The sequence below is a fragment of the Paenibacillus terreus genome (assembly GCF_042138595.1).
GTDB classification, from domain to species: Bacteria; Bacillota; Bacilli; order Paenibacillales; family Paenibacillaceae; genus Paenibacillus; species Paenibacillus terreus.
On record NZ_JBHIRX010000013.1, the window covers coordinates 164,957 to 179,950 of the forward strand.

A 14,994-nucleotide genomic window follows, 5' to 3' on the forward strand; every position below is an offset into this window, starting at 1 on the left:
GGGCGTTGCTGCATGGGGTTCACGGCTATAGATGTAATTAAACTGGTTTAAGGAATGATTTTCTCCTCTTAAGAATATATTGTAAAAAGGATAAGCATACTCTTAGAGCTGTTGGCCCAAGATTACTATCCACGATCACCTTCAATAAAATCTAACATTCGTTTTTCCTGCTCGGGAGATAAAATACCTGCATTCTCCAAGATAACACTAGAGACGGGATTTCGTAAATGAGAGTAATCTTTCTCCTCTTCTTGAGATTTCTCAAAAACGGTCTTGTTCTCTAAATCAACGCCAGTTGGATTTTTATAACCAGCTGACCGGCCATTAACAATTTCAACACAGTTACACAAACATTTGTGCCCTTTCTAGTTTGTCCCACCCTTTTTCGGAATTATGTCGACGAGCTCTCCAACGACTGAAACGCGATCTTTATGGCAGGATTCCCGGTCGCCAGTTCAACTGCGTGCAGTATGACGTTGGAGTAGCGGGCATAAAGCCATTCCTGCGCGAAAGGGGTGGGGCAGGTGATCACGATCATCTCACCGTCAAACGTCGCGGAGGTTTTCTCGAACCAAGTTTGAAAGGAGACTGGTTCAACCGTTTTTTTAACAATTTCAAGGGTTTGCAGCCACCATTCCGCGGCATCATGATGCCCTGATATCTCCTTCGTCTCCGATAGAATAAAAGCCCGCTCGTTAAGTGGAACCGGTGGGTCTTGCTGCGTTTTTTGTGTAAAATCCTGAATAGAAGAGTCGGTTTCAATAGATTTAACGGAGAGCATTCTATCCATCCTCTCGTCTATCCTCTTCAGAATATTGCTACCTTCCTCAACCATTGTGATGAGAGTTTGAAGCATTTCTTCTATACGGTTTAATTGGTCGTCCTTCATACGCCAGCCTCCTCCCCATGATTAGAATATAGTGTACGTGACTGATCCGTACTTGTAAATTCATTGTTAGTGTTTGTAAATTTATTAACTCGAACAACATTCAGGCAGACTCCACATATACTAATGTACAGATGAGTGTATTCAAGTTGGCTTAAGCAAAATCCGTGCTGTCTTTCAATAGGGTATGACTTATTTGAACTTATCAGAATGATTTCCCTATGTTTCCGGGCTGCCTATTTTTCGCAAATGGGACAAAACTGGACGATAACCTCAATACTTCTGCAGAGGGGCTGAATATATTGGACTATCACAACCGAAAGGGGAGATAGAAGTGTCACAATCCAATCTGCCCAATATTACGCCAACGATCACAATAACAAGAGATGATGCCATATCGTTAATCGTCGCCTCCATAGCCATGGAGGAGCTGGGGCTCAGTCACATTTTGAATGCGGAGGGTGAGAAGCTTCAATATGTGCTGGGGACCTTGCCGGGCGTATCAGGGCCGCCCGCAACGATCAGCGATATATTGGCTGTCAATGACAGCATCCGGAAAACGCTGCAGGAAACGATCAATAAAGATTTTGTGCTGAGCAACAAATTGGAAACAGCGCTGGACGCTACCAATCTTGTGGGGCCAACGGGTCCTCCGGGACCTCCAGGACCTCCGGGAGGACCAACCGGTCCAACAGGTCCGGTAGGGCCGACAGGAACGTGTCCAACATGTCCACCAGGTCCAACAGGACCCACAGGTAATCCCGGTGCACCAGGCGCAGCCGGCGCGACAGGTCCTACCGGTGCCACAGGTGCAACTGGAATCGGAGTGACAGGTCCGACAGGAGCTACGGGCGCAACCGGAGCCACGGGTCCAAGTGGAGCCACAGGCTCAAGCGGCGCGACAGGTTCGACCGGCGCAACAGGTTCGACTGGCGCCACAGGATCAACTGGAGCAACGGGTTCGACTGGCGCCACAGGATCAACTGGAGCAACGGGTTCGACTGGCGCCACAGGCTCGACTGGCGCCACAGGATCAACTGGAGCAACGGGTTCGACTGGCGCCACAGGCTCGACTGGCGCCACAGGCTCGACTGGAGCGACCGGCTCGACCGGTGCAACAGGCTCGACTGGAGCAACAGGTTCGACTGGAGCGACCGGCTCGACCGGTGCAACAGGCTCGACCGGCGCAACCGGCTCGACCGGCGCGACAGGCTCGACCGGCGCGACGGGTTCCACTGGAGCGACAGGCTCCACTGGCGCCACAGGCTCGACCGGACCAACCGGAGCAACGGGAGATACCGGTGCCACAGGGGCTACAGGTGATACTGGTGCCACAGGGGCTACAGGCGATACTGGTGCCACAGGGGCTACAGGTGACACTGGTGTAACAGGAGCAACGGGTCCGTTGTTTTCATTTATTGGCTACAGGAGATCATTCCGGCAGCTTCGGACGAGATCACAGAGGGAGGCGGCCATCACGTATGAACGATACCCCTGCAACGATTTTCGGAGCAACCTATCTGCGTATTTCACGAGATAAAGGCGAAAACGAGGATACCTTGCAGAATCATCGCGAAATGATGGAGGAGTTCTGCCGACAGAACGGGTACGGTTATGAAATGTATGAAGAAATTGTAAGTGGAGGGAAATACGAGATTGAGGAAAGGCCGCAGCTGCAGCAGATGTTGGCTAATATTGAAAAATACGAAGCGATTTTCACCGTATCCCTGGACCGGCTTTCACGCAACGGGCTGGTATCCCAGCAAATCAAGCAGATGTGCATCGACTACGATATCAAGATTATCACCCCCTCACAGACCTTCGACTTGTCCAATTCCCAGGAAGACCGGCTGCTGTATGACGTAAGCTCCATGTTCGCCACGCTGGAATACGAAATGATCGGGCGCAGGAACAAATACAATAGATTGCAGCGGGCCCGGCGCGGGGAGCACGTCGTCGGCCAACCCGCATATGGCTACAGAAGAAACAAGGCAACTCATAAGCTGGAAATCTATGAACCGGAAGCAGCGGTTGTACGTTATATCTTCAAGCTTCACAACGAAGGCTTGGGCAACCGGAAAATTGCCGACATACTCAACAGTGAAGGTTATAAACCCCGGCGTGGTCACAGCTTCCGGCCCTGCAACGTAAGGAGGATGCTTGAAAATCCGGTCTACAAAGGGCGTCTTGTACTGCATGACCGTGAGCGTGTCAAGGAAAAAGGCAAGTACAGCTACAAGGTGGCGGATACGATTATTACGGACAACGCCCATCCCGCCATCATTCCCCACGAAGAGTGGGATCTGGCCAACCGGGAGCGTGCGCAGCGCGGCGCACAGGCTATGATTCTCCGCGAGAAAACCGCTGCCAAGTCGGGCGCTAGCATGCTGAAAGACCTGCTCTACTGCGGGGTATGCGGAAGGAAGCTTGTTATCAAGAAAGAAAGAAACAGAGGTTATTTCATCAGGCGCTGCGAATCTCTGCTGCCGAACAGCGGGGAGAAGTGCGGGAATCACGGGATGAAGCTGAAGTTCATGGAAGAAGAAATGGTATTAACAATCCAGGCATACCGCCAGCAGCTGCAGGAAGCACTGGAGCATCTGCAGCGGCGTGATTCTCTACATATACGCTCCGAACTGGAGGAGCGGCTCGTTCACCTGGAAAATCAGATAGATGAAAATCGGAAGCAGCAGGCCAATTTACTGGATATGGCACTGAAAAAGGTTTTTCCGCATGAGGAGTTGAAGGCTGCAAAAGAAAGGCTGCTGAACCAGGAGCATTCATTGCGGGAACAGAAAGATACGGCACTGCGGCAATTACAGGAGCTCGAAGCCTCCCCCGGGATGAAGCTGGTAGACGGCATCATGAATTTGCTGGATGAGTTCGCCTTCCAGATGCCTGAAGAACAGAACATCACATTGAAGCAGTTCATCCGGCGGATCAACTTTACCAGGGTGCTGCCGGATGACATCCGGGCTTTGCATGAAAGAAGCCGTGAGCGCGAGGAATATCCATTCAGCTACACGATTGAGTACTTTTGAATATATCAATTGTTCTTATATTTCAGCCAAGAACATAGATTTATAGCAGTGGTAGTAACCAAGCTGCTGCGACAGCCCCGAATAGCTTCAGGGCAAACCGGGAGGGACAGATGGGAGGCCGAGCATCATGAATGAAGAAGCCGGGATCTTTGGAGCCACTTACTTGCGCATTTCACGGGATAAGGGGGAGAACGAAGACACGCTGCAGAACCATCGTGAGCTCATGCAGGAGTTTTGCGCTGAACATGATTATACATTTGAGCTGTACGAGGAAATAGTGAGCGGGGGCAAGCACAATCTGGAAGCACGCCCCGAGCTGCAGCGGCTGATTGACAATATTGAACGATATCAGGCCATTTTCGCGGTGTCTCTGGACCGTCTCTCGCGTAATGGTCTGGTGTCGCAGCAGATCAAGCAGCTTTGCATAGAGCACCGAATTAAAATCATCACCCCTTCCCAGACATTTGACCTGGCGGGCTCGCAGGAGGACCGTCTGCTGTATGATGTGAGCTCGATATTTGCCACGATGGAATATGAAATGATGGGCCGCAGAAACAAGATCAATAAAATCCAGCGAGCCAGGCGAGGAGAATATGTAGTGGGAAAGCCTGCGTATGGATACAGACGGAATCCGGACACAAGAAGACTCGAAATTTATGAGCCTGAGGCCAAGGTGATACGGTACATTTTCAAGCTGTATCAGGAAGGCTTTGGCAATCGTAAAATTGCGGACATTTTGAAGCGCGAAGGCTATAAGTCTGCGAAGTCGAACAGCTTCTGTCCTTCAACCATCGGGAGGATTCTCAAGAATCCCGTATACAAAGGGACTGTGGTCTTTCAGAATCGCAAGCGCATCAAGGAAAACGGGGAGTACAGGTACAAGCTGCTGGAGACCGTCATTACGGAGCATGCCCATCCCGCCATCATTTGGCCGGAGGAGTGGGAGATGGTCAATCGGCAGCGTGTGAAACCCGGGGAGCAGACCGTAATCATCCGCGAGAAGCCTGCCGACAAAACAGGGACCACGATGCTCAAGGACCTTCTGTTCTGCGGGATATGCGGCAGAAAGCTTGTCATCCGCAGGGAAAGGCACGGCGTATACACAATCAAACCTTGTGGTTATGAGCTGCCTGATGGTATAGAGAAATGTTATAACCGGGGAATGAGGCTGAAGTTCCTCGAAGAAGAAGTGGTATCGAAGATTCAGGCCCACAAGCAGCGGCTGCAGGCCCACCTTCAGCTTCTGCAGCAGCAGGAGCTCGAAAGCATCTCTGTCGGCCATCGAGAGTCTCTGGCGCGGATTACAGCGGAGCTTAAGGAAAACGAACGGAAGCAGTCGAAGCTCTTACAGCTGGGACTGTCCGGGATCTTCTCAAGTGAAGAGCTTGACAGCAAGAGGCAGACTCTGGTGGAACAAGGCCAGATGCTGCTGGACACGAGGGAGAAGGTACTGCAGCAAATGCAGGACATGGATGAACAGCCTTTTACAGACCGCCTGACGCAAACAATCCGACTGCTCGACGAGTTTCAATACCAGACGGCAGAGGAGCAGAACGAGGCCTTGAAGAAGTTCGTGAAACGAATCCGCTATATGAGGACCATGCCGGAGGAAGTCCGGAAGCTGTCCACCCGGAACACGAAGCGTCAAGCCCACCCCTTCAGTTATACCATCGAGTATTTCTAAGTCTTCTCTGAAGACAACGCCAATAGGCCAGGGCAGCTCATATACGATTGCCCCTGTCAAAAGCCCTTCAGACGTCAAATAAGGGGATTGCAATTAGCTTGTCTAATACGCAGTGTTCGACATCTGTGCTGTGCCAGTGGATACACCAGGGTTATTCGAAATCGGCGTGTTTTGATTATTAAAATAATAATGACGCAAATAAGTGCAATTAATACATTTAAACTGCCCATCGGGGTGGAGTGCGGATCGGGCAGGCGGGAGTCTCTCAGACCTCTAAAAACCTGATGTCACGGCTTCTCTGGCTGAGACGTTAAATAAGAAGCCACGATTTCCCGAGTGGCGCAACTGGCGCAACTGGGTCGACCGGCCCGACGGGCGCAACAGGCGTGACGGGAGTAACCGGACCTACGGTGACCGCGAATAACCTAACGGTCTCAGATATCACTCCCGGAGGACACGTCATACCTAGTGGCGGAAATATTCTGTTTAACTTTGGTGTCTCAAATGGCACTGCCATTACCTCTGCCGCTACCTCTGGCACGACCACTAGCGATGTCACTTTAGCACCGAATCAGACGTATTCTGTTACCTATCAAGCAAATCCTAATATAGGTGCGGCTCCTGCAGGTTCAACAAACTATCAATTTACAATCTTCCCAACATTAAACGGTACAATAGCAGGCCCTAACCCTTCTCTCAACTATACTACAGGAATACCCGCTGGTACGGCTTTTCAAGCTCTCAGCGGGAGTACGATAATTCAAACCGGTCCAACTCCGGGAACGCTGGCCCTCGAAGTTGGCAGTGTTGACGCCGATGGTCCTTTCTCTATTAACTGGGCAAACGCCGGAATGAGTGTAGTCAAACTTCAATAGAGGTTGCAGGGAGTTGAATCGTACGCAATGAAAACATGCGCTTTTCAGGCCCGGACGTCAAATATGGAACCATGAATTCCCGAGTGGTGCAACAGGCGTCACAGGGACAACCGGAGCTACAGGCGATACAGGCGTAACAGGCCCTACTGGTCCAACAGTGACAGCGAATAATCTTACCACATTCACTCCAAACGCCCTCATGTCTATTGGGGTGAATCAGGCGATTCCTCTTGGAAGTAATTTTGTTTCAAATGGTACGGCAATCACGCATACACCTGGATCAACGGATATCACTTTAGCTCCTAATCAGACTTATCAAGCCTGCTATACTACGAAAGCGCTCGTCAATAGTGTAGGTGATGTCGCAGTGGATTTAGTGTTAAATGGAACAACCAGACTATTTGTTACTGGCGCGATTTCAGGCGATACACCTGGTAAATATGTTACTTTGTCTGGCTGTACCATTCTCGGAACGACGATTCCCCCGAATACCTTACAGCTTGTCAATCTCAATAACCCGACAACATATGCTGAGACACAAGTAAGTGTGGTTAAACTGGCCTAACAGACCGAGCAGTCAGCCACGCCCCCCTTCAGACGGATATGGTCCTGGAGGGTGGCTATTTTCCATTATTCCGAACTATAAGCAAAAAATTGTACGGAATCATCCTTCGGAGGCAAAGAGCCGCTCCCGCAATGAACTGTTATCCACACAGTGCTGCCCCAGCGAACTTGAGGCAGGATAAATTCGACACGTCAGCAGCTGCTGATTAAAATCAATAACTGACGCAAATACGTGACGTCTGCAAAATTAAACTGCCCTTCGGCTGAGATGCAGATCTGGCGGACGAAAGCCCCTCATGATCGCCGGGAAGCCTGAAATCACGGGCTTTTCTGGGTTCAGACGTCAAATAGGAAGCCATGATTTCCCGACGGGGGCAACAGGCGTCACGGGGGCGACAGGCGCCACTGGGATGACGGGAGTGACAGGTCCTACCGGCCCGACGGTGACGGCAAATAATCTAAGTGCGTATCTGGTGAACCGGGTCAATGGTGTTAATAATGGCGCCACCATTATTTTTCCTAACATTCTCACAAATAGTGGTACTGCCATCCAGTATGATCCGACGACAGGCATTGTTTCGCTGGCGCCGAATCAAACTTATGAGGCAACGTACCTTGCCCGTCCCATTACTTCTCCTAGTGGGGAGGCAGGAGCGGGATTATATCTGAATGGCAATGTAATCAATGGTTCTGTTGCAAGAGTTCAGCCAGTACCTGGTGCCTCCGTTCCCGATGGCATTACCAATTTGAGCAGCACCGTTATTTTTCAGACAACCTCACCCAGTACCTTGGATCTTCGGAGTATAAACCTATCAGGGGAACCCAATGATTTTCTTAGTGCTAATATCAATGTTGTTAAGTTGGCTTAACCTAAAATAGGATCGGCTTCCTAGCGGGAAAGGGCAGGGAGCTCGATAGCTTATCTTGCCGCCCTTTGGATGTATTCATGATCATAGAGGGCGGCTATATGATTTGGTGAAATTCATCAAAGAAACATTCCTCTCTGCACGTTCTACAAATCCCATGTAACTCGGATTAAACCCGGCCAATTCAGCCAACGCCTCTTGGGAAAATCCTTTATAAACAAGTGAATATTACTATATAGTAGTTTTACATTCAATTAACTTACTATCAGTATGTTAATTCTATTTGAATCTTACTCTAAACTTATGATTAAAGAGAGACGCAAGAAATTTATACACCTCTTTGATAAAGTATAGCAATGAGGTGAATATTCGATATTTCGGGAGGAATGATGACCATGGATTTACACTCCTTGATGGAACACAAAACGGAGGCTGCAACGTGTGGAACACTCGAAGATAGTCATTTAACACCTATAGAACGCTTTCATAAGTTGTCTCAATACCATATCAAACTTGCCATGATTTTTTATAATCATAACCAGCCTATACCCAGTCTGATCTACTGCGAACGGGCTCTTACTTCCATGCTTCATGCCCTCTACATCAAAGAAAACAACAAACCTTTTCCAAAACGAACTTTACCTATGGAAGAGCTTCTGCATCTGCTGCATTCCGAAACTTCGCCAGCATTGGATGTGGTCATTTTTATCGGGACGGTTCAATATTTGGCTTCCAATCTGGAAAGAGAGCAGATCTCTAAAATGAAGAAGAAAAACGTAAACCGCTTGTTAAGAAGAACCGATGAGATCCTGTATCTTCTGTCAACCAGGATTACAGATGACCCGTCAACGCGCTATCAATCCATTTTCTAAATGGAGCGGCACATGGAGCACACGTTAACGAGGATTGGCCGTAACATCCGGCAATATCGAAAATGGAAAGGATGGACGCAGGAGCAGCTTGCGGAGTTGGTCGGCATCCATTTTTCCCAGATCGGCAACATCGAACGTGGAGAATATAACGTCAACATACAAACGCTTGAAAAGATTGCGAATGCACTTGGAGTCAGCTTATCCGAGCTAATTTCCGACGGGGATGGCAAAGGCATCGATATGAGCGACACGGTGATAGAAGCTGTGGCCCTGTTACTGGAGCAAAGTGAGACTGATCAACGCAAGGCGGTTGATATTCTCAAAGTCCTGTTCGGTACATAACGAGATTTCGTTTCATCGGACAGCAGCAAGAGCTGCAAAACTCGTAGGACTATCCCTGTGACAGCGTGTACTATATCGTTTAACATCTTCATAGAATAGATAAAGAGATAGGCTCAGACGTCTACAGATTGATCGACCGAGAAAGCCCATTCCTTTAGGTGAGGGATGATAGGGAGATTGGAATAAGCGAGTTCTTTTACTTTTAATAGGAGGGATGCGACATGACAACTAAGGTATATGTTTCAAAAAATGGTGTTGTATCAGAGGCGGTAGGTTCGCAGCCGAAAGATGCTCTTTTGTTTGCGCCTTCTAAAAAAAGCGCCACGCAGGTGATTCGGGAGCAGCGGGCTAGCCGACTGAAAAACAGTCAGTTCATCAAAGAATGTTTCGAAGAAGCTTTTAGGAGATAAATCAGCAATCCTGACATTTCATCACTCCTTCCATAAAATAAATATCCCGCATCTACTTAGTTTCTCAGGAGCAGCGTTCCCCGGTAAAACTGGACAAGCAGCTGATCCAGCTCCTGGGATTTTTGCAGCACCTCCGGTGCGAGGAAGCCTTTTTCATCCGCCAGCATCACCAATTCGCGTCTTTTCTGTTCGATTTCCTGCTTCAGATTCTCCATGACCTTCTCCCTTTCAGCATCGCTTATTAGCCGGAATGAAAAAGAACAGCCTGTACACTCGTAAGACTGTTCTTCGCTGGTCGTTATGGCTGGTCTGTAGGCTGCTCCTTATCGACGGATGATGATTTAATTATACAAAATAGTCCATGTAGAGACAATATATTAATTTTATTGTCCATATATATACCTGAATTATTTGACTCCATTTGTCTACACTTTAGTTAATACAGAGATAATGGAGCGTGTACATGGAGCACACTTTAAAAAGAATCGGCCGTAGAATTCGGGCCTTTCGGAAATTAAAAGGATTGACGCAGGAGCAGCTTGCGGAGTTGGTTGGCACCAATTTTTCCTACATTGGTAAAATCGAACGCGGAGAATATAACGTCAAAATACAAACACTCGAGAAAATCGCGAATGCGCTTGGGGTCCGCTTATCCGCATTGTTATCCCTCAGTGAATATCAAGGAGTTGATTTGAGCGACACGGTTCTGGAAGCTGCGGCCCTGTTAATGGGGCAAAGCGAGACGGATCAACGCAAGGCGCTTGAAATTCTCACAATTATGTTCCGTTCGTAAGCCCACTCATTCCTAATAACGAGTGGTTTTTTTTGTGTCCAAATGCAAATCTGGTCTGCGTATAAATCCAGACGAACATATGTCCCGAAAAGATTGTGCTAATTTGCTAACTCCCCTAATAGAATTAAAATAGGCCCCCAGACGTCAAATAAGGGTGTTTGTCACTCCAACCTATTGTTCAATGTACGTATGGAGGGCCTGAACAGTCGAAACGTATCACGCACGCAAAGGGGCTGATACACGCCGTGAATGGTACCAAGATCGGCCTATTCGGTGCCATCTATCTGCGTATCTCACGTGACAAGGGAGAAGACGAAGACACTTTGCAGAATCACCGTGAGATCATGTTCGAATTTTGCCGTGAGCAAGGCTGCAGGGTTGAAGTGTATGAAGAGATTGTCAGTGGCGGCAAGCATGAGCTGAAGGCGCGTCCCCAGCTTCAGAGGCTGATCGATAACATTGAACGTTATCAAGCTGTATTCGCCATATCGCTGGACCGGCTTTCACGCAACGGATTGGTATCGCAGTACATCAAGCAGCTGTGCATAGATCACGATATCAAGATCATCACTCCCTCACAGACGTTTGACTTGTCCAATTCACAGGAGGACCGTGTACTGTATGATGTAAGCTCCATGTTCGCCGCAATGGAATATGAGATGATGGGCCGGAGGAACAGGGTCAATAAAATGCAGCGCGCGCGGCGCGGGGAGCATATTAGCGGCAGCCCGGCGTACGGTTACAGACGGAACCCCAAAACCAGGCGGCTTGAGATTTATGAACCTGAAGCTGAAGTGGTGCGGTACATCTTCAAGCTGTATTGTGATGGCCTGGGCAGTCGCAGGATTGTGGATATGCTGAACCTGGATGGCCTTAAGCCGAAGCGGTCAAATGTGTTCCATCCGACCACGGTGAGGAGGATTATCAAGAATCCGGTCTACAAGGGAACGATAGTCTATCACAACCGTAAACGGGTCAAAGAGCACGGCAGATACACCTACAAGATACTCGATACGATAGTGACAGATCACGCCCATCCGGCCATCATAGATCCGGAGCAATGGGAGCAAGCCAATCGGGAAAGGATGGAGCGAGGCTTGAAGAGCTGGGGATTGCGTGAAAAGCCCGCTGCCACATTAGGGACTGCGATGCTTAAGGACTTGCTGTTCTGCGGCGTATGCGGGAGAAAGCTGGCGTTCAGGAGGGCAAGAAGCGGTATTTATTTTATCAAGGCTTGTGGCTACCGTTTGCCAGAAAGTACAGAGAGGTGCATGAATCGCGGGATGAAGCTGTCTTTCATGGAAGAAGAGGTAGTGATGAAGGTTCAGGCTTACAGAGGGCGGCTGCGGAAAGAACTGGAGCTTCTGCATCAGGATGAGTTGTCGGCCGCCAGATTGGATCTTCAGAAACGCATGGACCACGTAGAGCAGCAGCTTCACGAGTGTGATCAGCAGCAGGACAAATTGATCGAGCTTGCAGTGAAGGGAATCTTTACCGAGGATGAATTAAGGATGAAGAAAGAGACGCTGATGAGCCGGCAGCAAGCCTTGGAGCAAACCCGAAAGGAGCTTTGCGGGCAAATGCAGGCCATGGAAATGACAGCGCATCCAGAGAGACTGTACTGTATCCTTAGACTGCTTGATGATTTTACATACCAGACTGCGGAAGAACAGAACGAGACTTTGAAGCAATTTATTAAACGGATCTACTACACAAGAATCATCCCGGAGGATATCAGCACGAAACCCACATGGGACAAAGAACGCCAGGAATACCCGTTCAGGTACACCATCGAATATGTTTAGGCCGATTCATCGTGATTCATTGCTGCTCCCTGCGTGTGCATGGAATCGGACGGACTTTCTCCTCATACACTGTACTACAACACAAGGGGAGGAGCAGCATCATGGGGGAACACAATGGACATGTACAGCATAAGAATGTCATCAGACCGGAAGGATACGGTGTGGAACTGAATGAACCCGATATTCATTTGATGGCACATGCATTCATCAACTTATATGTGAAGACCGCCGGACGCCAAATGGTGAAGGCGGATCATCGCCAGCATGAGCAAGAACCCCCTTGTCAGGCTGGTAACATTCCCTCTTCCCGGGCATAGGCTGTTAAAGATAACAACACACGGAATCGTTGGCAGCTTGAGCGGTTATCGTATCTTGATGAAGGAGAGATTGCCGAATGTCCCGGGAATTCATAACGATTGCCATCCTGGCCAAGGATAAAGCGCATGCTTTACCCCTGTATTTAAATATGATTGAACAGCAAACTTATCCCTCCTCAAGCATCAATCTCTATATCCGGACGAACAACAATAATGATGAAACGGCCGAAGTCCTGAAGGCATGGGCCGCCCGGGTGAAGGACCTTTATCACGAGGTCTACTTCGACGACAGTGATGTGGAAGAGCCGGTGCAGGATTACAGTCCGCATGAATGGAACTCCCTCAAGTTCAAAGTATTGGGAAGACTCCGTCAGGAATCCGTACAGTGGGCGCTGGACAGAGGCACGCATTATTTTGTGGCAGATTGCGACAATTTCATCGCGCCGGATACGGTTGAAAGCTTGTTTGAAACGGGAATGCCTGTGATCGGACCTTTCTTGAGAAACGCTGATGCCCTGGAAAGCACCTATTCCAATTATCATCATAAGGCCGATGCGAACGGATATTTAGAAGTGAACACCCAGTACTATGATGTTTTCTCCGGACAGGTTAGAGGATTGATTCAGGTGGATGTCATTCATTGTACGTATTTCATCCGCCAGGAAGTTCTGGAATATGTGCAATACGACGATGATAGCTATCGCTATGAGTACGTAATCTTCAGCGACGGGTTGAGAAAAGCCGGGATTCCTCAATATATTGACAACCGGCGTTGTTACGGGGCGATTACCTTCGTTGATACAGCTCAGGACTTTGCAGAGAAGAATGTTGAACAGCATTTCTACCACCTTGCAGGTTTGCCGGAAAAGGTGGATACCAGCAGCTGAAGAAACAGGCCGAAGGGATACGGTCCTGAACTGAAACGAGTTGCCCGAAAAGAAACGAGTATCAAAAAAAGCCCGCATCATGGTGCTCCTCATGATGCGGACTTTTTTGGAGGTTCTTCCGGTTCTATCAGTAACACCTGATCAAGAAGGGGTGCACCTATTTTTTAATAAGGAGACAAAACCGAGCGTTTGCCCAACACTGCCGACCATGAGGGCGAATATGTTGGATTATCAAAGATGAAAGGGGAGGTATGAGTGTCTCAAGCCAATCTGCCTAATATTACGCCAACGATCACAATTACAAGAGATGATGCCATATCATTAATCGTTGCCTCAATAGCGATGGAAGAACTGGGGCTCAGTCATATATTGAATGCGGAAGGCGAGAAGCTTCAGTATGTACTGGGGACATTGCCTGGTGTATCAGCACCACCCGCAACGATTAGTGATATATTGGCCGTAAATGAAAGCATTCGGAAAACGCTTCAAGAAACGGTCAATAAAGACTTTGTGCTGAGCAACAAACTGGAAATGGCTTTGACAGCTACCAATCTTGTCGGGCCGCCCGGTCCAACCGGCCCGACAGGCGGTGGAGAGATACCAGTAGGTATAACGGGTCCAACAGGTTCGATAGGTGCGACTGGTCCGGCGGGAGCAACGGGTTCGACAGGAGCAACTGGGCCAACCGGTTTGCCGGGAGCAACCGGAGCATCAGGGGCCCCTGGTCCAACGGGTCCGACAGGAGCACCGGGTTTATCTGCGTATCAAATCTGGATTCAGCTGGGCTACACCGGAACGACGCAGGAGTTCATTGACAGTCTGAAAGGAGCAACAGGTACAACAGGTTCCGCAGGTGCAACCGGAGCTACAGGTCCAGCTGGCGCGACAGGAGCGACGGGAATAGGAGTAACAGGCCCTACCGGTGCAACGGGAGCAACCGGTGTAGGAGCGACTGGAGCAACAGGCGCGACAGGTGCGACAGGCGCGACAGGTGCGACAGGTGACGCGGGAGCGACAGGTGCGACAGGAGCAACGGGTGACGCGGGAGCGACAGGGGCAACGGGTGATACCGGAGCGACAGGCGGAACTGGTGCAACCGGAGCGACGGGAGTGGGAGTAACAGGCCCGACCGGAGCCACAGGAGCCACAGGAGCGACAGGAGCAACGGGAGACGCCGGAGCAACAGGGGCAACTGGGGCCACCGGAGCAACGGGAGCAACCGGGGCGACAGGAGCAACTGGGGCCACCGGAGCAACAGGTTCGACCGGAGCAACAGGGGCAACCGGGGACACGGGAGCGACAGGAGCAACAGGCTCAACAGGGGCAACCGGGGCAACCGGAGCGACAGGGGCAACCGGGGACACGGGAGCCACCGGAGCAACAGGCTCGACAGGGGCAACTGGGGCCACCGGAGCAACGGGAGCAACCGGGGCGACAGGAGCAACTGGGGCCACCGGAGCAACAGGCTCGACAGGGGCAACTGGGGCCACCGGGGACACGGGAGCGACAGGAGCAACAGGCTCAACAGGGGCAACCGGGGCAACCGGAGCGACAGGGGCAACCGGGGACACGGGAGCCACCGGAGCAACAGGCTCGACAGGGGCAACTGGGGCCACCGGAGCAACGGGAGCAACCGGGGCGACAGGAGCAAC

The 14,994-nt window shown here is 50.0% G+C and carries 16 protein-coding genes; 14 read left to right on the plus strand and 2 right to left on the minus strand.

Annotation, left to right across the window (positions count from 1 at the left end; genetic code table 11):
• Nucleotides 1-391: 391 nt before the first annotated feature.
• Nucleotides 392-889, minus strand: coding sequence for a DnaA N-terminal domain-containing protein (locus ACE5KN_RS21485; protein ID WP_375528644.1), 498 nt, complete (start codon nucleotides 887-889; stop codon nucleotides 392-394).
• 331 nt (nucleotides 890-1,220) lie between these two features.
• Here ACE5KN_RS21485 and ACE5KN_RS21490 point away from each other — a divergent pair, with 331 nt between their 5' ends.
• From ACE5KN_RS21490 to ACE5KN_RS21530, 9 genes are all read left to right on the plus strand, one after another.
• Nucleotides 1,221-2,426 (plus strand): alpha-helical endospore appendage domain-containing protein, encoded by a 1,206-nt coding sequence (locus tag ACE5KN_RS21490; RefSeq protein WP_445993936.1) that lies wholly within the window; start codon nucleotides 1,221-1,223, stop codon nucleotides 2,424-2,426.
• Entirely contained in the window at nucleotides 2,368-3,927 is a 1,560-nt protein-coding gene (locus ACE5KN_RS21495) for a recombinase family protein (protein ID WP_375528642.1), read from the plus strand. The genes ACE5KN_RS21490 and ACE5KN_RS21495 overlap by 59 nt, the downstream gene beginning before the upstream one ends.
• Nucleotides 3,928-4,054: 127 nt before the next feature.
• Nucleotides 4,055-5,611, plus strand: a complete 1,557-nt coding sequence (locus tag ACE5KN_RS21500) for a recombinase family protein (RefSeq protein WP_375528641.1) — start codon at nucleotides 4,055-4,057, stop codon at nucleotides 5,609-5,611.
• 410 nt (nucleotides 5,612-6,021) lie between these two features.
• Nucleotides 6,022-6,486, plus strand: coding sequence for a hypothetical protein (locus ACE5KN_RS21505; protein ID WP_375528640.1), 465 nt, complete (start codon nucleotides 6,022-6,024; stop codon nucleotides 6,484-6,486).
• A gap of 199 nt (nucleotides 6,487-6,685) precedes the next feature.
• The gene (locus ACE5KN_RS21510; protein WP_375533152.1) at nucleotides 6,686-7,051 is read left to right on the plus strand and encodes a hypothetical protein; all 366 of its coding nucleotides are present in this window, start codon (nucleotides 6,686-6,688) and stop codon (nucleotides 7,049-7,051) included.
• Between the two features lie 295 nt (nucleotides 7,052-7,346).
• The gene (locus ACE5KN_RS21515; RefSeq protein ID WP_375533153.1) at nucleotides 7,347-7,919 is read left to right on the plus strand and encodes a hypothetical protein; all 573 of its coding nucleotides are present in this window, start codon (nucleotides 7,347-7,349) and stop codon (nucleotides 7,917-7,919) included.
• 392 nt (nucleotides 7,920-8,311) lie between these two features.
• The gene (locus ACE5KN_RS21520) at nucleotides 8,312-8,788 is read left to right on the plus strand and encodes a hypothetical protein (RefSeq protein ID WP_375528637.1); all 477 of its coding nucleotides are present in this window, start codon (nucleotides 8,312-8,314) and stop codon (nucleotides 8,786-8,788) included.
• Nucleotides 8,789-8,800: 12 nt separating this feature from the next.
• Entirely contained in the window at nucleotides 8,801-9,130 is a 330-nt protein-coding gene (locus tag ACE5KN_RS21525) for a helix-turn-helix domain-containing protein (protein ID WP_375528636.1), read from the plus strand.
• Between the two features lie 221 nt (nucleotides 9,131-9,351).
• Nucleotides 9,352-9,540: a hypothetical protein gene (locus ACE5KN_RS21530; protein WP_375528635.1), complete on the plus strand. Its 189-nt coding sequence runs from the start codon at nucleotides 9,352-9,354 to the stop codon at nucleotides 9,538-9,540.
• Nucleotides 9,541-9,596: 56 nt separating this feature from the next.
• Here ACE5KN_RS21530 and ACE5KN_RS21535 read toward each other — a convergent pair whose 3' ends face one another.
• Complete coding sequence (locus ACE5KN_RS21535) at nucleotides 9,597-9,755, minus strand: Spo0E family sporulation regulatory protein-aspartic acid phosphatase (protein WP_375528634.1); 159 nt, start codon at nucleotides 9,753-9,755, stop codon at nucleotides 9,597-9,599.
• Nucleotides 9,756-10,003: 248 nt separating this feature from the next.
• On the opposite strand from ACE5KN_RS21535, the gene ACE5KN_RS21540 reads away from it, so the two are divergent.
• The 5 genes from ACE5KN_RS21540 to ACE5KN_RS21560 all read left to right on the plus strand — a co-directional run.
• The gene (locus ACE5KN_RS21540) at nucleotides 10,004-10,333 is read left to right on the plus strand and encodes a helix-turn-helix domain-containing protein (protein WP_375528633.1); all 330 of its coding nucleotides are present in this window, start codon (nucleotides 10,004-10,006) and stop codon (nucleotides 10,331-10,333) included.
• 245 nt (nucleotides 10,334-10,578) lie between these two features.
• Nucleotides 10,579-12,138, plus strand: coding sequence for a recombinase family protein (locus ACE5KN_RS21545; RefSeq protein ID WP_375528632.1), 1,560 nt, complete (start codon nucleotides 10,579-10,581; stop codon nucleotides 12,136-12,138).
• A gap of 101 nt (nucleotides 12,139-12,239) precedes the next feature.
• A complete protein-coding gene (locus ACE5KN_RS21550) occupies nucleotides 12,240-12,455 on the plus strand; it encodes a hypothetical protein (protein WP_375528631.1) in 216 nt (71 codons plus the stop codon).
• Between the two features lie 77 nt (nucleotides 12,456-12,532).
• Nucleotides 12,533-13,342, plus strand: a complete 810-nt coding sequence (locus ACE5KN_RS21555) for a glycosyltransferase family 2 protein (protein WP_375528630.1) — start codon at nucleotides 12,533-12,535, stop codon at nucleotides 13,340-13,342.
• 255 nt (nucleotides 13,343-13,597) lie between these two features.
• A partial coding sequence (locus ACE5KN_RS21560) for an alpha-helical endospore appendage domain-containing protein (RefSeq protein ID WP_511215703.1) occupies nucleotides 13,598-14,994 on the plus strand: 1,397 nt, incomplete at its 3' end.